Annotated in this window: 21 protein-coding genes; 15 read left to right on the top strand and 6 right to left on the bottom strand. The window is 63.4% G+C overall.

Going from position 1 to position 21,885, the window contains the following annotated elements:
* Positions 1-254 precede the first annotated feature (254 nt).
* From ccoN to CXQ81_RS11950, 14 genes are all read left to right on the top strand, one after another.
* Positions 255-1,697: a cytochrome-c oxidase, cbb3-type subunit I gene (ccoN, locus tag CXQ81_RS12015; RefSeq protein ID WP_007921354.1), complete on the top strand. Its 1,443-nt coding sequence runs from the start codon at positions 255-257 to the stop codon at positions 1,695-1,697.
* Positions 1,697-2,305 (top strand): cytochrome-c oxidase, cbb3-type subunit II, encoded by a 609-nt coding sequence (gene ccoO / locus CXQ81_RS12010; protein WP_009042961.1) that lies wholly within the window; start codon positions 1,697-1,699, stop codon positions 2,303-2,305. The genes ccoN and ccoO overlap by 1 nt, the downstream gene beginning before the upstream one ends.
* Before the next feature lie 5 nt (positions 2,306-2,310).
* On the top strand, positions 2,311-2,496 hold the full coding sequence (locus CXQ81_RS12005) for a CcoQ/FixQ family Cbb3-type cytochrome c oxidase assembly chaperone (protein ID WP_003175465.1): 186 nt from the start codon (positions 2,311-2,313) through the stop codon (positions 2,494-2,496).
* On the top strand, positions 2,493-3,470 hold the full coding sequence (ccoP, locus tag CXQ81_RS12000; protein ID WP_007922407.1) for a cytochrome-c oxidase, cbb3-type subunit III: 978 nt from the start codon (positions 2,493-2,495) through the stop codon (positions 3,468-3,470). The genes CXQ81_RS12005 and ccoP overlap by 4 nt, the downstream gene beginning before the upstream one ends.
* 165 nt (positions 3,471-3,635) lie before the next feature.
* The gene (locus CXQ81_RS11995; protein ID WP_007922405.1) at positions 3,636-3,890 is read left to right on the top strand and encodes a type II toxin-antitoxin system Phd/YefM family antitoxin; all 255 of its coding nucleotides are present in this window, start codon (positions 3,636-3,638) and stop codon (positions 3,888-3,890) included.
* Positions 3,890-4,300, top strand: coding sequence for a type II toxin-antitoxin system VapC family toxin (locus tag CXQ81_RS11990; protein ID WP_101337291.1), 411 nt, complete (start codon positions 3,890-3,892; stop codon positions 4,298-4,300). The genes CXQ81_RS11995 and CXQ81_RS11990 overlap by 1 nt, the downstream gene beginning before the upstream one ends.
* Before the next feature lie 205 nt (positions 4,301-4,505).
* Positions 4,506-5,921, top strand: a complete 1,416-nt coding sequence (ccoG, locus tag CXQ81_RS11985; RefSeq protein WP_101337290.1) for a cytochrome c oxidase accessory protein CcoG — start codon at positions 4,506-4,508, stop codon at positions 5,919-5,921.
* A gap of 11 nt (positions 5,922-5,932) precedes the next feature.
* Positions 5,933-6,472, top strand: a complete 540-nt coding sequence (locus tag CXQ81_RS11980; protein ID WP_007922399.1) for a FixH family protein — start codon at positions 5,933-5,935, stop codon at positions 6,470-6,472.
* 87 nt (positions 6,473-6,559) lie between these two features.
* The gene (locus CXQ81_RS11975) at positions 6,560-9,010 is read left to right on the top strand and encodes a heavy metal translocating P-type ATPase (RefSeq protein ID WP_101337289.1); all 2,451 of its coding nucleotides are present in this window, start codon (positions 6,560-6,562) and stop codon (positions 9,008-9,010) included.
* Positions 9,011-9,034: 24 nt separating this feature from the next.
* The gene (gene ccoS, locus CXQ81_RS11970) at positions 9,035-9,265 is read left to right on the top strand and encodes a cbb3-type cytochrome oxidase assembly protein CcoS (protein ID WP_007922395.1); all 231 of its coding nucleotides are present in this window, start codon (positions 9,035-9,037) and stop codon (positions 9,263-9,265) included.
* Positions 9,258-9,941 carry a sulfite exporter TauE/SafE family protein gene (locus tag CXQ81_RS11965; protein ID WP_007922394.1) on the top strand — a complete coding sequence of 228 codons (684 nt, stop codon included), beginning with the start codon at positions 9,258-9,260 and terminating at the stop codon, positions 9,939-9,941. Before ccoS ends, CXQ81_RS11965 begins: the two co-directional genes overlap by 8 nt.
* 156 nt (positions 9,942-10,097) lie before the next feature.
* Entirely contained in the window at positions 10,098-11,480 is a 1,383-nt protein-coding gene (hemN, locus tag CXQ81_RS11960) for an oxygen-independent coproporphyrinogen III oxidase (RefSeq protein WP_101337288.1), read from the top strand.
* A gap of 307 nt (positions 11,481-11,787) precedes the next feature.
* A complete protein-coding gene (fnr, locus tag CXQ81_RS11955) occupies positions 11,788-12,522 on the top strand; it encodes a fumarate/nitrate reduction transcriptional regulator Fnr (protein ID WP_009042954.1) in 735 nt (244 codons plus the stop codon).
* 82 nt (positions 12,523-12,604) lie between these two features.
* Complete coding sequence (locus tag CXQ81_RS11950) at positions 12,605-13,153, top strand: adenine phosphoribosyltransferase (protein WP_007922389.1); 549 nt, start codon at positions 12,605-12,607, stop codon at positions 13,151-13,153.
* A gap of 86 nt (positions 13,154-13,239) precedes the next feature.
* Here CXQ81_RS11950 and CXQ81_RS11945 read toward each other — a convergent pair whose 3' ends face one another.
* From CXQ81_RS11945 to dnaX, 5 genes are all read right to left on the bottom strand, one after another.
* Positions 13,240-14,388: an acyl-CoA dehydrogenase family protein gene (locus tag CXQ81_RS11945; RefSeq protein ID WP_101337287.1), complete on the bottom strand. Its 1,149-nt coding sequence runs from the start codon at positions 14,386-14,388 to the stop codon at positions 13,240-13,242.
* A 183-nt stretch (positions 14,389-14,571) separates the two neighbouring features.
* Positions 14,572-15,174 (bottom strand): recombination mediator RecR, encoded by a 603-nt coding sequence (gene recR / locus CXQ81_RS11940; RefSeq protein WP_007922386.1) that lies wholly within the window; start codon positions 15,172-15,174, stop codon positions 14,572-14,574.
* Positions 15,175-15,239: 65 nt separating this feature from the next.
* The gene (locus CXQ81_RS11935) at positions 15,240-16,274 is read right to left on the bottom strand and encodes an NADP-dependent oxidoreductase (protein WP_101337286.1); all 1,035 of its coding nucleotides are present in this window, start codon (positions 16,272-16,274) and stop codon (positions 15,240-15,242) included.
* A 270-nt stretch (positions 16,275-16,544) separates the two neighbouring features.
* Positions 16,545-16,883 (bottom strand): YbaB/EbfC family nucleoid-associated protein, encoded by a 339-nt coding sequence (locus CXQ81_RS11930; protein WP_007922383.1) that lies wholly within the window; start codon positions 16,881-16,883, stop codon positions 16,545-16,547.
* Positions 16,884-16,949: 66 nt separating this feature from the next.
* Positions 16,950-19,055 carry a DNA polymerase III subunit gamma/tau gene (gene dnaX / locus CXQ81_RS11925; protein WP_101337285.1) on the bottom strand — a complete coding sequence of 702 codons (2,106 nt, stop codon included), beginning with the start codon at positions 19,053-19,055 and terminating at the stop codon, positions 16,950-16,952.
* Between the two features lie 139 nt (positions 19,056-19,194).
* Here dnaX and CXQ81_RS11920 point away from each other — a divergent pair, with 139 nt between their 5' ends.
* Positions 19,195-19,968: an ABC transporter substrate-binding protein gene (locus CXQ81_RS11920; protein ID WP_101337284.1), complete on the top strand. Its 774-nt coding sequence runs from the start codon at positions 19,195-19,197 to the stop codon at positions 19,966-19,968.
* Between the two features lie 3 nt (positions 19,969-19,971).
* On the opposite strand, the gene CXQ81_RS11915 is transcribed toward CXQ81_RS11920, so the two are convergent.
* Positions 19,972-21,672 carry a bifunctional diguanylate cyclase/phosphodiesterase gene (locus CXQ81_RS11915; RefSeq protein WP_101337283.1) on the bottom strand — a complete coding sequence of 567 codons (1,701 nt, stop codon included), beginning with the start codon at positions 21,670-21,672 and terminating at the stop codon, positions 19,972-19,974.
* Positions 21,673-21,885 lie beyond the last annotated feature (213 nt).

Here is a 21,885-nt window from a genome sequence, read left to right as displayed (position 1 = left end):
CTTACCGTCTGTCGCTCGCTCAATGGCTTTCCACACACCCGGTTACAACTGACCTGTACCCCCTCGCCTTTTTCATCCGCTGCGACATTTTGTCCTGGGCCGATTTTGTCCTTACTCCGCGCATGGAAAGGCCGCAGAATCAGCTTTTGAAAGCATTGACCCAGGTCATGGCGCGTTGCAATGACCCCCTGCTTTCTCCATACTTGCGGCCGATTTTTACTCCTAATAAAACACCCAAACCGTGGAACCTTAGAATGAGCACAGCAATCAGTCCGACTGCTTATAACTATAAGGTAGTCCGCCAGTTCGCCATCATGACGGTGGTCTGGGGGATCCTTGGCATGGGGCTCGGTGTCTTCATCGCCTCGCAACTGGTCTGGCCGGAGTTGAACTTCGGTCTGCCATGGACGACCTTTGGACGCCTGCGCCCGCTGCACACCAACCTGGTGATTTTCGCCTTCGGTGGATGTGCGTTGTTTGCCACTTCTTACTACGTCGTGCAGCGAACCTGCCAAACGCGACTGATTTCCGACAGCCTGGCGGCCTTCACCTTCTGGGGTTGGCAAGCCGTGATCGTCGGCGCGATCGTTACCTTGCCGCTGGGTTACACCACCACCAAGGAATACGCGGAACTGGAATGGCCCCTGGCTATCCTGCTGGCCATCGTCTGGGTCACCTACGGTCTGGTGTTCTTCGGCACCATCGTCAAGCGCAAGACCAAGCACATCTATGTGGGTAACTGGTTCTACGGTGCCTTCATCGTGGTCACCGCGATGCTGCACATCGTCAACCACGCTTCCCTGCCGGTCAGCTTCTTCAAGTCCTACTCGGCCTACTCGGGCGCAACCGACGCCATGATCCAGTGGTGGTACGGCCACAACGCGGTGGGCTTCTTCCTGACCACCGGCTTCCTGGGGATGATGTACTACTTCGTGCCGAAACAGGCCGAGCGTCCGATCTACTCCTATCGCCTGTCCATCGTGCACTTCTGGGCGCTGATCACCCTGTACATCTGGGCCGGCCCGCACCACCTGCACTACACCGCGCTGCCGGACTGGGCACAGTCCCTGGGCATGGCCATGTCGATCATCCTGCTGGCGCCAAGCTGGGGCGGCATGATCAACGGCATGATGACCCTCTCGGGCGCCTGGCATAAGCTGCGCACCGACCCGATCCTGCGGTTCCTGGTGGTGTCCCTGGCGTTCTACGGCATGTCGACCTTCGAAGGTCCGATGATGGCGATCAAGACCGTCAACTCGCTGTCGCACTACACCGACTGGACCATCGGCCACGTACACGCCGGCGCTCTGGGCTGGGTAGCGATGATCTCCATCGGCGCCCTGTACCACATGATCCCGAAAGTCTTCGGTCGCCAGCAGATGCACAGCATCGGCCTGATCAACACCCACTTCTGGCTGGCAACCATCGGTACCGTGCTCTACATCGCCTCGATGTGGGTCAACGGCATCACCCAGGGCCTGATGTGGCGTGCAATCAACGATGACGGCACCCTCACCTACTCCTTCGTCGAAGCCCTGCAGGCCAGCCACCCTGGTTTCATCGTGCGCGCCCTGGGCGGTGCGTTCTTTGCCGCCGGCATGCTGTTCATGGCGTACAACGTGTTCCGCACCGTTCGCGCCTCGAACCCGGCTGAAGCTGAAGCCGCCGCTCAGATCTCTGTAGTTGGAGCTCACTGATGAAGCATGAAGCAGTAGAGAAGAATATCGGCCTGCTGGCCTTCTTCATGGTCATCGCCGTCAGCATCGGCGGCCTGACCCAGATCGTCCCGCTGTTCTTCCAGGACGTCACCAACAAGCCGGTGGAAGGCATGAAGCCGCGTACCGCCCTGGAACTGGAAGGCCGCGACGTCTATATCGCCAACGGCTGTGTCGGCTGCCACTCGCAGATGATCCGTCCGTTCCGTGCCGAAACCGAACGCTACGGCCACTACTCGGTCGCCGGCGAAAGCGTCTGGGACCACCCGTTCCTGTGGGGTTCCAAGCGTACCGGTCCGGACCTGGCCCGCGTCGGTGGCCGTTACTCCGATGACTGGCAGCGTGCGCACTTGTACAACCCGCGCAACGTTGTACCCGAGTCGAAAATGCCGGCTTACCCGTTCCTCGTAGAAAACAAGCTCGACGGCAAAGACACCGCGAAAAAAATGGAAGTCTTGCGCACGCTCGGCGTCCCTTACACCGACGAAGACATCGCCGGTGCCAAGGATGCCGTGAAGGGCAAAACCGAAATGGACGCGCTGGTGGCCTATCTGCAAGGCCTTGGCACCATCATCAAAAGCAAACGGTGATTTAGATGGATATCGGGATGATTCGTGGCCTGGGCACCGTAGTGGTGATGGTGGCCTTCATCGGCCTGGCGCTGTGGGTATTCAGCCCCAAGCGCAAGTCCGAGTTCGAAGACGCGACCTTGCTGCCGTTCGCGGATGATCCCGAAGCCATCAAGCACGTCGAGCAAGCTTCTAGGAGTAACAAAGAATGACTACGTTCTGGAGTCTGTACGTCACAGTCCTCAGTCTGGGTACCATTTTCGCCCTGACCTGGCTGCTGCTGTCGACCCGCAAGGGCCAGCGCGCCGAGCAGACCGACGAGACGGTCGGCCACTCCTTCGACGGGATCGAGGAGTACGACAACCCGCTGCCGAAATGGTGGTTCATGTTGTTCGTCGGCACCATCGTCTTCGCCCTGGGTTACCTGGTGCTCTACCCGGGCCTGGGTAACTGGAAAGGCCTGCTGCCAGGCTACAACTACCTGGACACCGAAAAGCAGACCCCCTTCGCCAACGGCCAGACCGGCTGGACCGGCGTGCACGAGTGGGAAAAGGAAATGGCCAAGTCGGACGCCAAGTTCGGTCCGATCTTCGCCAAGTTCGCCTCCATGCCGATCGAAGAAGTCGCCAAGGACCCGCAAGCCCTGAAGATGGGTGGCCGCCTGTTCGCCTCCAACTGCTCGGTCTGCCACGGTTCCGACGCCAAGGGCGCCTATGGCTTCCCGAACCTGACCGACGCCGACTGGCGCTGGGGCGGCGAGCCGGAGACCATCAAGACCACCATCATGGGCGGTCGTCACGCGGTGATGCCGGCCTGGGCCGAAGTCATCGGCGAACAAGGCGTCAGCGATGTGGCCGCCTACGTGCTGACCAACCTCGATGGCCGCAAGCTGCCGGAAAGCGCCAAGGCCGACCCGGCCAACGGCCAGAAGATCTTCGCCGCCAACTGCGTGGCGTGCCACGGTCCGGCCGGTAAAGGCACCCCAGCCATGGGCGCGCCTGACCTGACCCACCCGGGTGCGTTCATCTACGGCTCGAGCTTCGCCCAACTGCAGCAGACCATCCGTTACGGCCGCCAGGGCCAGATGCCTGCCCAGGAACAGCTGCAAGGCAACGACAAGGTCCACCTGCTGGCCGCTTACGTCTACAGCCTGTCCCACAGTGACAAGCCGGCGGACGCCGAGTAAGGCAGACACCTTCGGGTAACAGAAAAGGCCCCGCCAATGTCCATTGGCGGGGCCTTTTTATTTTCCTCTCCCCTCACGTCCGTCGCTCTGCCCCCGCTTGAGATTGCCGCCTCCCCGCCAAGAGTAGTAACGTTGCTACATGAAATTTTTGTCGAGGATATGACGATGCCTACCACCACCATCTCCAGTCGCGAATTCAATCAGGACACAAGTGGTGCCAAAAAAGCCTCAAGAAACGGCCCGGTCATCATCACCGACCGTGGCAGGCCCGCCCATGTGCTGCTAAGCATTGAGGACTACGAAAAACTGAGCGGCCTGAACACCAGCATCGTCGACATGCTGGTCATGCCTGAAGCGCCTGAAATCGATTTCGAAACAGAGCGCGCAACCATCATTCCTCGCGAGATCGATCTGTCCTGATGTTTTTGCTCGATACCAACATCGTGTCCGAATTACGCAAGCCCAACGCTGATCGCAAGGTAGTGGCCTGGGCTCAGACCGTGGCGCCAACCAGCCTGTTTTTGTCAGTCATTACGTTATTGGAACTGGAAACCGGCATCCTGCGATTGGAACGCCGCGATCGCACCCAAGGGGCGCTGCTGCGTGCCTGGCTGGAACTGCACGTGATGCCCGCTTTCAATGGACGAATACTGGCCATTGACCCTGCTGTCGCGATGCGCTGCGCCCGATTGCACGTTCCTGATCGCAGTAATGAATGCGATGCCCTGATTGCGGCGACCGCCCTGGAACATGGGCTGACAGTCGTTACCCGCAACATCGCCGACTTCCAGTCCAGCGGTGTGCAACTGCTCAACCCGTGGAACGATTGAACGCGGTCGCGGCGAAAAGCGTCCATAATTCACAAGTCAATTGATTCAAGTCATTACACCATCAATTGATTTCCCCCAACGCGACCAAAGGTCGCACCCTTGAGCTAGAGCGACAGGCGTATCATTGCGCCACTGCAACACCCCTACTTGATCGCGGTCGGCACGTACTGACCGGGGCATTTCTCCACTGCCGTGGGATGCAATGATGAGCAACCAGATTCCGGTACATGACGTCACCCCTCCTGCCAAGAATTCGAACAACAGCGTAGACCTCTACGCCTCTCGGGAAAAAATCTACACACGCGCTTTCACCGGCCTCTTCCGCAACTTGCGGATGGTTGGCGGTGCGGCCCTGTTCCTGCTGTATTTCGGTACGGTGTGGCTCAACTGGGGCGGCCACCAGGCCGTCTGGTGGAACCTGCCGGAACGCAAGTTCTTCATCTTCGGCGCCACCTTCTGGCCCCAGGATTTCATCCTGCTGTCGGGGCTTTTGATCATCGCCGCCTTCGGCCTGTTCTTCATCACTGTGTATGCCGGGCGCGTCTGGTGCGGCTATACCTGCCCGCAAAGCGTCTGGACCTGGATCTTCATGTGGTGCGAGAAGGTCACCGAAGGCGACCGCAACCAGCGCATCAAGCTCGACAAGGCGCCGATGAGCGCCAACAAATGGCTGCGCAAGTTCAGCAAGCACAGCCTCTGGCTGCTGATCGGCTTCGTCACCGGCATGACCTTCGTCGGTTACTTCTCGCCGATCCGCGAGCTGGTCATCGACTTCTTCACCGGCCAGGCCGATGGCTGGTCGTATTTCTGGGTCGGCTTCTTCACCCTCGCCACCTATGGCAACGCCGGCTGGCTACGCGAACAGGTGTGCATCTACATGTGCCCGTACGCCCGCTTCCAGAGCGTGATGTTCGACAAGGACACCCTGATCGTCTCCTACGACCCGCGTCGCGGCGAAGGTCGCGGCCCGCGCAAGAAAGGCGCCGACTACAAGGCCATGGGCCTGGGCGATTGCATCGACTGCACCATGTGCGTGCAGGTCTGCCCGACCGGCATCGACATCCGTGACGGCCTGCAGATCGAATGCATCGGCTGCGCCGCCTGTATCGATGCCTGCGACAACATCATGGACAAGATGGACTACCCGCGCGGCCTGATCAGCTACACCACCGAACACAACCTGTCCGGGCAGAAAACCCATAAACTGCGTCCACGCCTGATCGGTTATGCGCTGGTGCTGCTGGCGATGATCAGCCTGCTGGTCACGGCCTTCTTCATGCGCTCGCTGGTGGGCTTCGATGTCAGCAAGGACCGCGTGCTCTATCGCGAGAACGCCGAAGGCCGGATCGAAAACGTCTACAGCCTGAAGATCATGAACAAGGACCAGCGCGACCATACCTACGTACTGGACGCCGCCGGCCTGCCGGACCTGAAGCTGCAAGGCCGGCGCGAGATCAAGGTGGCGGCCGGCGATATCGTCAGCATGCCGGTCGAGCTGTCGAGTTCGCCGGAACAACTGCCGTCGAGCACCAACGAGGTGAAGTTCATCCTCAAGGACGCCGACGACGAAAGCGTCCACGTTGAAGCCAAGAGCCGGTTCATCGGCCCACAAATTCGTTAAGAGAAGTCATCATGCCCGCAGCGACCGCCACAAGCCCCTGGTACAAGCACCTCTGGCCCTGGATCATCATCGGTATCCTGGCCTGCTCGGTGACCTTGACCCTGTCCATGGTGACCATCGCGGTGAACAACCCGGACAACCTGGTCAACGACAACTACTACGAGGCCGGCAAAGGCATCAACCGCTCCCTGGACCGCGAGCTGCTGGCCCAGACCCTGCAACTGCGCGCCAGCGTGCACCTGGATGACCTCACCGGCGAAGTCGACCTGCGCCTGAGCGGCAACAGCGCGCCCGCCACCCTGGAGCTGAACCTGATCTCGCCGACCCAGCCGGAAAAAGACCGCAAGATCACCCTCGCCCGCAGCGAAACCGAACAAGGCCGCTACATTGGCCAGTTGAGCGACAAGGTCGATGGCCGCCGGTTTGTCGAACTGCTGGGTGTCGAGGGCGACAAGACCTGGCGCATGTTCGAAGAGGAACAGGTCAGCCACGACAAGGACCTGCTGCTGGGTGACGAACCGCTGCAAGGCGCGGAACACCTGGACAAGTAAGCGCCCTCCGAACATCGCCGGCAGGCTGCTGCTTCCCAGGCAGCGGCCTGCCGGCGATGAGGTCCGCCCCTGGAACAAAGACCCGCGATGACCACGCCACTGCCCTGCTACCACTGCGCCCTGCCCGTTCCCGCCGGCAGCCGCTTCACCGCCGTCGTGCTCGGCGCCTCCCGCGAGTTCTGCTGCCCGGGCTGTCAGGCAGTGGCCGAAGCCATAGTCGCCGGCGGCCTGGAGAGCTACTACAGCCATCGCAGCGAAGCCTCGGCCAACCCGGAGGCGCTGCCGGTGCAACTGGTGGACGAACTGGCGCTGTACGACCGGGCGGACGTGCAGCAACCCTTCGTCCGGCATGAGGGCGAACTGGCCGAAACCACCCTGCTGATGGAAGGCATCAGCTGCGCCGCCTGTGGCTGGCTGATCGAGAAACACCTGCGCAGCCTGCCGGCGGTGGCCGAGGCGCGGCTGAACCTGTCCAACCATCGCCTGCATGTGCGCTGGGCCGACAGCCAGTTGCCACTGAGCCAGGTGCTCAGCGAGCTGCGCCTGATCGGCTACGCCGCACACCCCTATCAGGCCGACCGTGCTTCCGAGCAACTGGCCAGTGAAAACCGCCTGGCCCTGCGCCAACTGGGCGTGGCCGGACTGCTGTGGTTCCAGGCGATGATGGCGACCATGGCCACCTGGCCGGAATTCAATATCGACCTGAGCCCCGAGCTGCACACCATCCTGCGCTGGGTTGCGTTGTTTCTCACGACGCCGATCGTGTTCTACAGCTGCGCGCCGTTTTTCAAGGGCGCCCTGCGCGACCTGCGCACCCGCCACCTGACCATGGACGTTTCCGTATCGCTGGCGATTGGCGCCGCCTACATCGCCGGGATCTGGACCTCGATCACTGGCGTCGGCGAGCTGTACTTCGATGCCGTGGGCATGTTCGCCCTGTTCCTGCTGGCCGGACGCTACCTGGAACGCCGTGCCCGCGAACGCACCGCCGCCGCTACCGCGCAACTGGTGAACCTGCTGCCGGCCTCGTGCCTGCGCCTGGGCGCCGACGGCCAGAGCGAACGCATCCTGCTCAGCGAACTGCGCCTGGGCGACCAGGTGCTGGTGCATCCCGGCGCCATCCTGCCGGCCGACGGTAAGATCCTCGATGGCCAGTCGAGCATCGACGAATCCCTGCTCACCGGTGAATACCTGCCGCAACCGCGCAACATCGGCGATGCGGTTACCGCCGGCACCCTCAACGTCGAGGGCGCGCTGACCGTGGAGGTCCTGGCCCTGGGTCAGGACACGCGCCTGTCGGCCATCGTCCGCCTGTTGGACCGGGCCCAGGCGGAAAAACCGCGCCTGGCGGAGATCGCCGACCGCGCCGCCCAATGGTTCCTGCTGTTCTCCCTGATCGCCGCGGCCGCCATCGGCCTGCTCTGGTGGCAACTGGACGCCTCCCGGGCCTTCTGGATCGTCCTGGCCATGCTGGTCGCCACCTGCCCCTGTGCGCTGTCCCTGGCCACCCCGACCGCGCTCACCGCCGCCACCGGCACCCTGCACAAACTCGGCCTGCTGCTGACCCGCGGCCATGTACTCGAAGGCCTGAACCAGATCGACACGGTGATTTTCGACAAGACCGGCACCCTCACCGAGGGGCGCCTGGCCTTGCGCTCGATTCTTCCTGTGGGCGACCTCGACAGCCAGCAGTGCCTGGGCCTGGCCGCCGCCCTGGAAAACCGCTCCGAACACCCGATTGCCCGAGCCTTCGGCCGTGCGCCGCTGGCCGCGGAAGAAGTGCTGAGCATGCCCGGGCTGGGCCTGGAAGGACTGGTGGGCGAACAGCGTCTGCGCATCGGCCAGCCCGCCTTCGTCTGCGAGCTCAGCGCCTGTGCGGTCCCGGCGATGCCGGACGAAGCCGGCCAATGGCTGCTGCTGGGCGATAGCCAAGGGCCGCTGGCCTGGCTGGTCCTCGACGATCGCCTGCGCAGCGACGCTCCGGCGCTGCTGGCCGCCTGCAAGGCGCGCGGCTGGAACACCCTGCTGCTCTCGGGCGACAGCTCGCCGATGGTCGCCAGCGTCGCCGCCGAACTGGGCATCGACGAAGCCCGCGGCGGCCTGCGTCCCGACGACAAGCTGCAGGTGCTGCAACAACTGCATCGCCAGGGTCGCAAAGTGCTGATGCTCGGCGACGGGGTCAACGATGTGCCGGTGCTGGCCGCCGCCGATATCAGCGTGGCCATGGGCTCGGCCACCGACCTGGCCAAGACCAGCGCCGATGCGGTGCTGCTGTCCAACCGCCTGGATGCGCTGGTGCAGGCCTTCGGCCTGGCCCGCCGCACGCGTCGGATAATCATCGAGAACCTGCTGTGGGCCGGGCTGTACAATGGCCTCATGCTGCCGTTCGCCGCCCTCGGCTGGATCACTCCGGTATGGGCCGCCATCGGCATGTCCATCAGTTCGTTGACCGTGGTGCTCAATGCCCTGCGCCTGACTCGCCTGCCGCGTCAGCCCCAGGCCGAGGCCACGACCCAAACCCGCCCGCTGCCGGCCTGAGCCGCGCGGGCATGGAGCCTACCCATGCCAGCTCTCTACGTGATGATCCCGGCGGCGCTGCTGATCGTGGCCATCGCCATCTACATCTTCTTCTGGGCGGTCGACAGCGGTCAGTACGATGACCTCGACGGCCCCGCCCACAGCATTCTGTTCGACGACCAGGACCCCAAGCACACTGCCGCGGTCGACGAGGCCAAGGGCTCACCGACGGCCGAGCAGCCACCACACAAAGACCAGGCGCCGCCCCATGCTTGAGCTGGCACCGCTGCTGGTTTCCGCGGTGATTCTCGGCCTGCTCGGCGGCGGTCACTGCCTGGGCATGTGCGGCGGCCTGATGGGCGCCCTGACCCTGGCCATTCCCCCGGAGCAACGCAGCCGGCGTTTTCGCCTGCTGCTGGCCTACAACCTGGGACGCATCCTCAGCTATGCCACCGCGGGCCTGCTGATCGGCCTGGCCGGCTGGGCCGTGGCCAGCAGCCCGGCGGCCATGGCCATGCGCGTGCTGGCCGGCCTGCTGCTGATTGCCATGGGCCTGTACCTGGCCGGCTGGTGGAGCGGCCTGACCCGCATCGAAAGCCTCGGACGCGGCCTGTGGCGCCATATACAGCCGGTGGCCAACCGCCTGCTGCCGGTGTCGAGCCTGCCACGCGCCTTGCTGCTGGGCGCGCTCTGGGGCTGGCTGCCGTGCGGCCTGGTCTACAGCACCCTGCTGTGGTCCGCCAGCCAGGGCAATGCCCTCGACAGCGCCTTGCTGATGCTGGCCTTCGGCCTGGGTACCTGGCCGGTGCTGCTGGCGACCGGGCTCGCAGCGGAACGGGTCACCGCGCTGCTGCGTCGGCGCAGCGTGCGCATGGCCGGCGGCCTGCTGGTGATCCTGTTCGGCATCTGGACCTTGCCCGGTCCACATCAGCATTGGTTGATGGGGCACTGAGGCAACCCTTCCCGCTGCCTCCGCCCTTCGGCAGCGCCGACACAAGACTCGTATGACAGGTTCCGCGCCCCCGCCAGCCTTGATGCAAATCAAGATGGTCCGGGCGCCAACCCCCTAGACTCGCGAACACTGCCTGCCTACCGGGGGAATTCCCGCATGCTCGACGCCATTCGTTGGGACACCGATCTGATCCGCCGTTACGACCTGGCGGGACCGCGCTACACCTCCTACCCCACCGCTGTGCAATTCCACAGCCAGGTGGGCACCTTCGACCTGCTCCACGCCCTGCGCGAGAGCCGCAAGGCGCTACGGCCGCTGTCGCTGTACGTGCACGTGCCATTCTGCGCGAACATCTGCTATTACTGCGCCTGCAACAAGGTCATCACCAAGGACCGCGGGCGCGCCATGCCCTACCTGCAGCGCCTGGAACAGGAAATCCAGCTGATCGCCTGCCATCTCGACCCCGGGCAGAAGGTCGAGCAACTGCACTTCGGCGGCGGCACCCCGACCTTTCTCAGCCACGATGAACTGCGGCAGCTGATGAGCCACCTGCGCCAGCACTTCAACCTGCTGGACGACGATTCGGGCGACTACGGCATCGAGATCGATCCGCGCGAAGCCGACTGGTCGACCATGGGCCTGCTGCGCGAGCTGGGCTTCAACCGCGTCAGCATCGGCCTGCAGGACCTCGACCCGGCGGTACAGCGCGCGGTCAATCGCCTGCAGAGCCTGGAAGAAACCCGGGCGGTGATCGAAGCGGCGCGCACCCTGCAGTTTCGCTCGATCAACATCGACCTGATCTACGGCCTGCCAAAACAGACGCCGGACAACTTCGCCCGCACTGTCGAGGAAGTCATCAACCTGCAACCGGACCGGCTGTCGGTGTTCAACTATGCCCACCTGCCGGAGCGCTTCATGCCGCAACGGCGGATCAACAGCCACGAGCTGCCGGAACCGGCGGAAAAACTGCAGATGCTGCAGCGCACCATCGAACAGCTGACGGCTGCGGGCTACCGCTACATCGGCATGGACCACTTCGCCCTGCCCGACGACGAACTGGCGATCGCCCAGGAAGAGTCGACCCTGCAACGTAATTTCCAGGGCTACACCACCCATGGCCACTGCGACCTGATCGGCCTGGGCGTCTCGGCCATCAGCCAGATCGGCGACCTGTACTGCCAGAACAGCAGTGACCTGACCCAGTACCAGAATCTGCTGGGTGGCGCGCAACTGGCCACCAGCCGCGGCCTGGTGTGCAATCAGGACGACCGCGTCAGGCGCGCGGTGATCCAGCAGTTGATCTGTAATTTCAGCCTCGGCTTCGAGGCCATCGAGCAGCAGTTCAACATCGACTTTCGCGGTTACTTCGGCGACCTCTGGCCACAACTGCAAGCCATGGCCGAAGACGGCCTGATCAAGCTGAGCAACGAAGGCATTGAAGTGCTGCCGGCCGGGCGCCTGCTGGTGCGTTCGGTGTGTATGGTGTTCGACACGTATCTGGAGCAACAGAATCGACAGCGTTTTTCCCGGGTCATCTAAGGCGTCATGAGCCGCAACCTGACCGTTCGGCGCGGCAACTTGTCGCAGGTGACGGGCAAAAACTGTCGGGACAGACAAGGCGCAAACAAGCCTGATACTTGACGCTGGGATAATCGGCGGCTGCAAGTGACGGTCAGCGCTGGAAATACCCTGAATGGACTGCACGAGCGCATTTTTCCGCAGTGGCCTGGAAGCTACAAACGGACAGCTTTACGACTAAGCGCCAATACGGCACGGACTGGCCGGAACCTCCTCCCGTGAGTTACCCTTACGGCTTATGTGTGTTTTCCCACAAGGATTCTATTGAATGTCCGAGCCAGTAAAACTGCGCGCTCACAACCAGGCCCATTGCAAGGATTGCAGCCTGGCCCCCCTCTGCCTGCCACTTTCTCTGAATCTGGAAGACATGGATGCGCTGGACGAAATCGTTAAACGCGGCCGCCCCCTGAAAAAAGGCGAGTTCCTGTTTCGCCAGGGCGACGCCTTCGACTCCGTCTATGCAGTGCGCTCCGGTGCCCTGAAGACCTTCAGCCTCAGCGACGGCGGCGAAGAACAGATCACCGGCTTCCACCTGCCCAGCGAACTGGTCGGCCTGTCCGGCATGGACACCGAGATCCACCCGGTTTCCGCCCAGGCCCTGGAAACCACGTCGGTCTGTGAAATCCCCTTCGAACGCCTCGACGAACTGGCCCTGCAGTTGCCCCAACTGCGCCGCCAGCTGATGCGGGTGATGAGCCGCGAGATCCGTGACGACCAGCAGATGATGCTGTTGCTGTCGAAAAAGACCGCCGACGAGCGCATCGCCACCTTCCTGGTCAACCTGTCGGCACGCTTCCGCGCCCGCGGCTTCTCGGCCAACCAGTTCCGCTTGAGCATGTCGCGCAACGAGATCGGCAACTATCTGGGCCTGGCGGTGGAAACCGTGTCCCGGGTGTTCACCCGCTTCCAGCAGAACGCGCTGATCGCCGCCGAAGGCAAAGAGGTGCACATTCTCGACCCGATCCAGCTGTGCGCCCTCGCCGGCGGCTCCCTGGAAGGCTGAGGCAGAGCCCCGCCCGAGCCAAGCGGCTCGGGCGGGGCTATACTGGCGCGCTCCACTTCATGCCCGCCAGGACACCGCCACGATGGCCTTCGACTCCTTCGACATCAAATCCCTGATCCGCCCAGTCATCGACTTCCCCAAACCGGGCGTGATCTTCCGTGACATCACTCCCCTGTTCCAGTCGCCCAAGGCCTTGCGCCTGGTCGCCGACACCTTTGCCCAGCGTTATGTCGAAGAAGACTTCACTCACGTCGGTGCCATGGATGCCCGCGGCTTCCTGATCGGCTCGATCATCGCCTACCAGCTGAACAAACCGCTGATCCTGTTCCGCAAGCAAGGCAAGCTGCCGGCCGATGTGCTTGCCGAGGGTTACCAGACCGAATACGGCGAAGCCTTCCTGGAAGTGCATGCCGACAGCCTGTGCGAAGGCGATTCGGTGCTGATGTTCGATGACCTGATCGCCACCGGCGGTACTCTGATCGCCGCGGCCAACCTGGTGCGTCGCATGGGGGCAAAAGTCTACGAGGCCGCCGCCATTATCGACCTGCCTGAGCTGGGCGGTTCGCAACGCCTGCGAGACATGGACATTCCAACCTTCTGCCTGACGCAGTTCTCGTTGAGCGAGCGTTAAATCGCCGCCACTTGGGTTGTCAGGGCCGGCGCTATCGCGAGCAAGCTTCGCTCCTACAGAGATGGCGCCCCACGCCTTCAGCTGGCCTACAACCCCATCTGCTTGCTGATGATTTCGTTCATCACTTCCCGGGTGCCGCCGCCGATGGACAGGATGCGGTTGTCGCGATACAGCCGCTCCACCAGGCTTTCGCGCATGTAACCCAGCCCGCCGAGAATCTGCACGGCATCGTGGGTGATGCGGTCGGCGGTATCGGTGGCGAAGTTCTTGGCCATGGAAATCTCCTTGATCACGCTCTGGCCCGCCGCCATCTTAGCCGCCTGGCGATAAGTGAACTCGCGGGACACCTCCAGCGCGGTCGCCATCTCCGCCAGGCGATGCTTGATCACCTGGAACTTGCCGATGGGCTTGCCGAAGGCCTCGCGCTCCCGGGCCCACTTCAGGCTCTCTTCCAGCGCCAGCTGAGCGGTCATGTTGGCCATTAGCGCCAGCGCCAGGCGCTCGCTCTGGAAGTTGCCCATGATGCAGGCGAAGCCCATGTTCTCGACCCCGATCAAATGACTGGCCGGCACTCGGCAATCGTCGAAAAACAGCTCGGCGGTATCCGACGCCCACCAGCCCATCTTCTTCAGTTGCCGGCCGACGGTGAATCCCGGTGTGCCCTTGTCGATCAGCAGCAGGCTGATGCCGCCGAAACCGGGCTCGCCGGTACGCACCGCCACGGTGTAGAAATCGGCGCGCACGCCACTGGTGATAAAGGTCTTGCTGCCGCCGACACGGTAGAAGTCGCCGTCACGCAGCGCCCGGGTCTGCAGATTGGCCACGTCCGAACCGCCGCCGGGCTCGGTGACCGCCAGGGCGCTGATCTTCTCCCCCGCCAGTACCTGTGGCACCACCCGCTCGCGAACCTCAGGCCGCGCCCATTTGACGATCGGCGGCAAACCGATGTCCAGCGAACCCAGGCCCGCCACCAGGCCGCCGGAGCCACAGCGCATCAGCTCCTCGCTGGCGGCGATCTTGGCGAACAGGTCGCCCTCGTGGCTGCCCCCCAGGGCCTCGGGATAGCCGATACCGAGGATGCCGGCTGCGCCAGCCTTGAGGTACAGCTCGCGGGGGAAGCCTTGCGCCTCCTCCCACTGATCGATGTCCGGGAGGATTTCCCGCTCGACGAAACGTCGAACGCTGTCGCGGACCAACTGATGGCTAGGGTCGAAGTATTCCTGGCAGGCAGACATCGGCAAGCTCCTCTGAAGGTTGAGGAAACTTACCTAGCGCTTGCTTGGTTTTCAAGAAGGACCGTACGAACCGCCCTGTAGGAGCCAGCTTGCTGGCGATGCAGGCGACGCGGCGCGCCAGGTCGGGCGGCCATCGCGAGCAAGCTCGCTCCTACAGTAGTTTTTTGCTCACAGCCGAAACACTTACAGCGCGATCGGCTTGCGCCCGGCAAACGAGTGCGCCAGGGTGCCGCCGTCCACCAGTTCCAGCTCGCCGCCCAGGGGCACGCCATGGGCGATACGCGAGGTGATCAGGCCCTTGTTGGTCAACAGCTGGGCAATGTAATGGGCGGTCGCCTCGCCTTCCACCGTCGGGTTGGTGGCCAGGATCACCTCGGTGAAACTGCCTTGCTCTTCGATCCGCGCCAGCAGCTGGGGAATGCCGATGGCTTCCGGGCCCAGGCCGTCGAGAGGCGACAGGTGGCCTTTGAGCACGAAATAGCGACCGCGATAACCGGTCTGCTCCACCGCGTAGACATCCATCGGCCCTTCGACCACGCACAACAGCGTGTCGTCGCGCCGTGGATCGGCGCATTGCGGGCACAGGTCGTCCTCGGTCAGGGTGCGGCACAGGCGGCAGTGGCCGACGCCCTCCATGGCCTGGCTCAGCGCCTGGGCCAATCGCGTACCACCGCTGCGGTCGCGCTCCAGCAGCTGCAAGGCCATGCGCTGGGCGGTTTTCTGACCCACACCCGGCAAAGTGCGCAGGGCATCGATCAGTTGGCGAATCAGGGGGCTGAAGCTCATGGGTAAAGGTCCGACAAAACGACGAGACGCGGTTTATACCCGCGCCTCCGATTAGCGTCAAATGCTCAGTCCGGGGCGACCCGCACCACCAGCTTGCCGAAGTTGCGCCCTTCCAGCAGCCCGATGAAGGCTTGCGGCGCGTGCTCCAGGCCGTTTACCACATCCTCCTTGAACTTGACCTTGCCCTGCAGCACCCAGGGCGCCATGGCGTTGACAAACTCCGGCTGCCGATCGCCGTAGTCGTCGAACACGATAAACCCCTGGATGCGCACGCGCTTGGTCAACAGCTGGCGCTGCAACAGTGGCAGGCGGTCAGGTCCTGGCGGCAACTCCTGAGCGTTGTACTGGGCGATCAGCCCGCACAGCGGAATCCGTGCCTTGGGGTTGAGCAACGGCAGCACCGCATCGAATACCTTGCCACCGACGTTTTCAAAGTAGATGTCCACGCCCTCGGAGCAGGCCTGCGCCAGTTCGTCGGCAAAGTCCGGGCTGTGGTGGTCGATACAGGCATCGAACCCCAGCTCCTCGACCACATAGCGGCACTTGTCGGCACCGCCCGCCACACCGACCGCCCGCAGCCCCTTGATCTTGGCCACCTGCCCCACCACCGAGCCCACGGCGCCCGACGCCGCGGCTACCACCAGGGTTTCCCCGGCCTTGGGCTGGCCGATGTCAATCAGGCCCATGTAGGCGGTCATGCCCGGCATACCCAGCACGCCCAGGGCCATCGAAGGGCTGGGCAAACCCGCCGGCACCGGTATCAGGTTACGCCCGTCGCAAATGCTGTGGCTCTGCCATCCGGTGGCGCCCACCACCAGGTCGCCCTCCTGGAATTTCGGATTCAGCGAGCGCTCGACCCGGCTGACTGCGCCACCGGTCATCACTTCGTTGATTTGCACCGGGGCGGCGTAGGACGGCGCATCACTCATGCGCCCGCGCATATAAGGGTCCAGCGACAGGTAAAGGGTTTTGAGCAACACCTGGCCATCCGCCAGGTCCGGCAGCGCCACCCGCTCCAGGCGGAAGTTTTCCGGCACGGGTGCGCCCTGGGGCCGGGAGGCCAGAACAATGCGCTGGTTGAGGGTCAATGCTTGCGACATCAGAGCAACTCCTTATCGAGAATTGAATCGGACCATACAGAGTGCAGACCATCGTACTGCGATCGGCGTTCGATGTTTCTCTTCCCTCGCCGCTGCCGCAGGCTGTGATCGATTGCACGGCAACCGCAATCATCCAGCCAGACCTCATCGCCTGAATGACGACCGCTTCGCGCTCGATCGCAGCCTGCGGCAGCGGCTACAGGCGCCACAAACAAAAATGCCAGGCGCGATGCCTGGCATTTTCGAGTCCGACCGATGCGCGGGCGCGAATCAGAACGGCAGTTTCATACCCGGTGGCAGTTGCATGCCAGCGGTCACGCCGGACATCTTGTCCTGGCTGTTGGCTTCGATCTTGCGCACGGCGTCGTTGACGGCGGCGGCGAACAGATCTTCCAGCACTTCGCGGTCATCTTCGCTGACGCCTTCCAGCAGGCTTGGGTCGATGCTCACGCGCTTGATGTCGTGACGACCGGTCATGACCACGGTGACCATATCGCCACCCGCCTTGCCGGTAACTTCGGCGTTGGCCAGCTCTTCCTGCATCTTGGCCATTTTTTCCTGCATCTGCTGCGCCTGCTTCATCAGGCCGGCCATGCCACCTTTCATCATGGGAATCACCTCAAAGTACTTGGATAAAAACAGCGCCCGGCCTCAAGGCCCGGTGCCCTTCAGTTATTAACCCTGGCTGACCAGGGCCTCGACAGGTTCAATAGTATCGTGACGGACCACCGCGCCGAACTCCCGCACCATCTGCTGGATGAACGGATCGCCGTGGATCGACTCCTCGGCTTCGCGCTGGCGATTGGCCCGGCGGCGCGACGCGGCCTGGGCCGGGGTCTCCTGCTCGGGCTTGATCAGCTCGATGCTCACCGTCAGCGTGCGCTGGTGGTACTGGTTCAGGGCATCGTTCAGGCGCCGCTGCTGGGTGGCGTTGAACAGGGCGCTGTGGGCCGGGTCCAGGTGCAGCAACCAGTTGTCGCCCTCGGCGGCGATCAAGGTGCAGTTGGCGGCAATGCTCGCCGTCATCCCGGAAATCGGCAGCTTCGGGAACAGCTCCAGCCACTCCAGCGCCAGGCCGGTGGCCGGCTGGGCGGCTGGCAACGGCTCGGGTTCCGGCTCGGGATCGGCGGCGTGCTCGCTGGCCAGTTCGTCCAGGTAGCTGTAGGCCGAATCCATGTCCGGCTCGATGTAGTCTTCGTCCAGCGGCGGCTCGTCGTCCAGATCGATACCCGGTGTCGCGGCATCGACCTCGGCAACGCTGGGCTCCGGCACCGGGGCGCTGACCCATTCCGGCGCATCCGGCACCACGCTGTCCGGGGTCGGGGTCGGCATCGGAGTCAGCTCAGGCTGTTGCGCGGCGGTCTCCAGCACGGGCTCGACGGCCGGTTGCTGCGCGACGACCGGTTCGACCGGGTCGTTCCACGGCAGGTCGACCACCTCTTCGGCGACGACAGGCGCTACCTCTGGCGGCGTCTCGACCACCGGTTGCGGTGCAGGCGCCACCGGGGCTGCAGAAACAGGTGCGGGCGTTGCAACCGGGGCCGCGACAGGAGTGGCCTCGACCACCGGCGCCACAACCGGCGCGGCGGCAACTACCGGCGCAGCAACGGCTGCGCCAGCCACGGATTGGGCGGAATCAACTGTGGCCTGGCTGATCCCCACTGGCTTTAGCGGTTGTCTCGGCGCGTCTGCCGAGTCCGCTGGCCGGAAGGCCAGCATCCGCAGCAGGACCATCTCGAAACCGCCCCGCGGGTCCGGCGCCAGCGGCAAGTCGCGCCGGCCGATCAGGCCCATCTGGTAATAGAACTGCACATCTTCGGCCGGCAACGCCTGGGCCAAAGCCAGCACCCGATCGCGGTCGCCATGCCCGTTGTCGACACCGTCCGGCAAGGCCTGGGCAATGGCCACGCGGTGCAGGACATTGAGAATCTCCGACAGCACGCCGTTCCAGTCCGGGCCCTGTTCGGCCAGGTGGCGCACGGCCTCGAGCAAGGCCTTGGCATCGCCGTCGATCAGCGCATGCAGGACGTCGTAGACCTGGCCGTGATCGAGGGTGCCGAGCATCGCCCGCACATCGGCGGCCATGACCTTGCCTTCGCCGAAGGCGATGGCCTGGTCGGTGAGGCTCATGGCATCGCGCATCGAACCGTCGGCGGCGCGGCCCAACAGCCACAGCGCGTCGTCTTCGAACGGCACGTTCTCGACGCCCAGCACGTGAGTCAGGTGCTCGACCACTCGCTCCGGGGTCATGTTCTTCAGGGAGAACTGCAGGCAGCGCGAAAGAATCGTTGCCGGAAGTTTCTGCGGGTCGGTGGTCGCCAGAATGAATTTGACGTAGGGCGGCGGCTCTTCCAGGGTCTTCAACAAGGCGTTGAACGAGTGACTGGACAGCATGTGCACTTCGTCGATCAGGTAGACCTTGAAGCGCCCGCGGCTCGGGGCGTATTGCACGTTGTCCAGCAGCTCGCGCGTGTCCTCGACCTTGGTCCGGCTCGCGGCGTCGATCTCGATCAGGTCGACGAAACGCCCTTCGTCGATCTCGCGGCATACCGAGCAGGTGCCACAGGGCGTGGAAGTAATGCCTGTTTCACAGTTCAGGCATTTGGCAATGATCCGCGCGATGGTGGTCTTGCCCACCCCGCGGGTGCCGGTAAACAGATAGGCATGGTGCAGCCGCTGGCTGTCCAAGGCATTGATCAGAGCCTTGAGCACATGGGTCTGGCCGACCATTTCGCGGAACGAGCGCGGACGCCATTTACGTGCAAGAACCTGATAACTCATCGAAAACCGTCGCAACTGGGAAGCGGAAGCCCGTAATGCTAGCGGAGCAAGGGCGAAATTGCATCCGGTGCGCTCGTCTAATCTGGCTAAGCTGCTCTTTGTCGGGCTCGTCAGTGGCCTTTTCCTGCGTGGAGACTCTATGCGTTTAGCCTTGGGCGCCTTTCTGCTGGTTGCCATGAATGGTTTTGCCGCAGAACCGGCCCTGCGCTTCTCGATCCCCGACAGCTGGGCCATGCCCGTGGTACAGATCGAACACGGCCGGAGCACCCAGGGCATTCTCCACGACCTGATGGCCAGCCTTGCCACCCAGGTTGGCAACCCAGCCGAATTCCATGTCCTGGCCCGGGCCCGCGTACAAGCAGCCATGGATCATGGGGAAATCGATATCCGCTGCTATGCCGCCCAGTCCTGGCTGTCCAACCCGTCCGGCGATTACATCTGGAGTATCCCGCTGTTCGTCCAGCGCGACCTGCTGGTCAACCGCGAGCAGTCCCCGCTCCCGGTCATTCCCAGGGACCTGCCGACGCAGCCCATCGGCACCGTCCTCAGCTACACCTACCCTTCCCTGCAACCCTTGTTCGACAGCCGCCAGTTGATCCGCGACGACGCGCGCAACCAGGAACAGGTGCTGCAAAAACTCTGGGCCGGCCGCTACCGGTACGCGGTGAGCAACCAATGGACGCTGGACTGGTTCAATCAGACCCTGCCACCCGACCAGCAGTTGCACGGCGTAGCCATCCTCCAGGAACAGGCGGTCGGCTGCGTCATCCGCAACGATCCGGCGCTACCGGTGCAACGAGTGCTGCGCACTTTGTTGCGCATGAAGATGTCAGGAGAGATCGACGACATCATCGGCCTGTACACCGGCCGCAGGCCGACCGAGAGCGTCCCGCAAAGCTATGGGGCGCCGTAGCTGTCAGCCGGCTTCGTCCTGCGGACACCACTCCAGCGGCGGCAGGAAGGTCGCCACCCAGCCCGGCACCTCGCTGGCCGGCATGGGCGGGGCGATGAAATAGCCTTGCGCCACGTCGCAGCCCAGCGACATCAGCAACTCGCCGTGCTCCATGGTTTCCAGGCCTTCGGCCACCACCTGCCGGTCAAACGCCCGGGCCAGGCCGATCAGGGCCTGGGTCAGCGCCAGGTCGCCCTTGTCGTGCAGCATGTCGCGCACGAACATGCGGTCGATCTTGATGGTCTGGGTGCGCAAGCGCTTGAGGTAGCTCAGCGACGAATGCCCGGTGCCGAAATCCCCCAGGGAGAATTGCACGCCCAGCGCCTGGCAGGCCTCGAGGCAAGCGCTGACGTGCTGGAGATTCTCCACCGCCACCGCCTCGACGATTTCCAGGTCCAGCAACTGCGGGGCAATCTGCGGATGGCGCTCGAGCACCGCCTTGAGCCGGTCGACGAAATCCCCACGCTGGAAATGCCGCGCGGCGATATTGACGCTGATCGGCCAACGCTGTCCGGCCAACTGCCATTGCCGCAACTGGGCCATGACCTGCTCCATCACCCACTCGCCGATATCGACGATCAGGTCGGTTTCCTCCACCAGCGGCAGGAACTCCCGAGGCGCAACCATGCCCCGCTGCGGATGCTGCCAACGCAGCAGCGCCTCGAAACCCACCACCTCACCGCTGCGCATATTGACCTTGGGCTGAAAGTGCAGGCACAGCTCGCCGGCCGCCAGCGCCTGCCGGACCCGCTCCACTGTCTGGTGGGTGGCCTTGACCTCGCGGTCCCGCGACACATCGAACAAGTGGAAGCGATTGCGCCCGCTCTGCTTGGCCACGTACATCGCCTGGTCGGCATGCCGCAGCAAGGTGTCGGCATCGTCATTGTCAGCGGGAAACAGCGTGACGCCGATGCTGGCGCAGACGTTGATCTCCTTGTCCTGGATCTGATAAGGCGTGGCGATTACCCCCAGCACCCGGTGCAGCGCCGCCCGCAACTCGCGAATGTCACGCACATGACGCAGGATCAGCACGAACTCGTCCCCGGCCAGCCGCGCCACCACGTCTTCGCCGCGAATGATCGAGCGCAGGCGCGCCGCTACCTCCACCAATAACAGGTCGCCACTGGCATGCCCGTAGCCATCGTTGACCGCCTTGAAGCCGTCGAGATCGAGCATGCACACCGCCAGCGCAATGTTCTCCTTGCGCGAGTAGTCCAGCGCCTGGTTGAGCAGATCGGACAGAAAGGAACGGTTGGGCAAACCGGTCAGCACATCGTGCCCGACCCGCCATTGCAGCGAGTGCAACAAGCGCCGTTTTTCGCTGATATCGAAACGGATCGCCACATAACGCTGGACCCGACCAGTGGCCTCATCGAGCAAGGGCACGACAGTGCTGTCGACCCAATACAAGGTCCCATCCTTGGCCCGGTTGCAGATCTCGCCCTTCCAGACCTGGCCCAGGGCAATGGTGCGCCACATGCTGCTGAAAAATTCGGGAGGGTGCAGGCCGGAGCCAAGGATCCGGTGATTGGCGCCCAGCAGCTCTTCACGGCTGTAGCCGGAAATCGAACAGAACTGGTCGTTGACGTAAGTGATCCGGCCGGTCAGGTCGGTCTCGGAAAAAATGGCGGCTGCGTCCACGGCCCTGCGGTATTTCTCATCCATGAGTCTGGCTCACTGTCGCTAGCGGTTGAACCGCTCGACCAAGGCACGAGGCCCGGAAGAGATGTTTGGGCGTTCATCCTCACTCACTTCGCAAACCCAGGCAGGCTTAGGCTGCTGGTCCGAAGGTATCTGCTGAACAGAGGTGACCGGCACATTCAGACGCACGTTAAAACTCCATAGACAGCATTCGACAATGCCAGCCCAGACAAGCCG

Origin of the sequence: Pseudomonas sp. 09C 129 (assembly GCF_002843625.1) — a bacterium.
In the GTDB taxonomy this organism is placed as follows: domain Bacteria; phylum Pseudomonadota; class Gammaproteobacteria; order Pseudomonadales; family Pseudomonadaceae; genus Aquipseudomonas; species Aquipseudomonas chlororaphis.
Note: the sequence above shows the minus strand (reverse complement) of the source record. Positions and strands in the feature narration are given on the sequence as shown.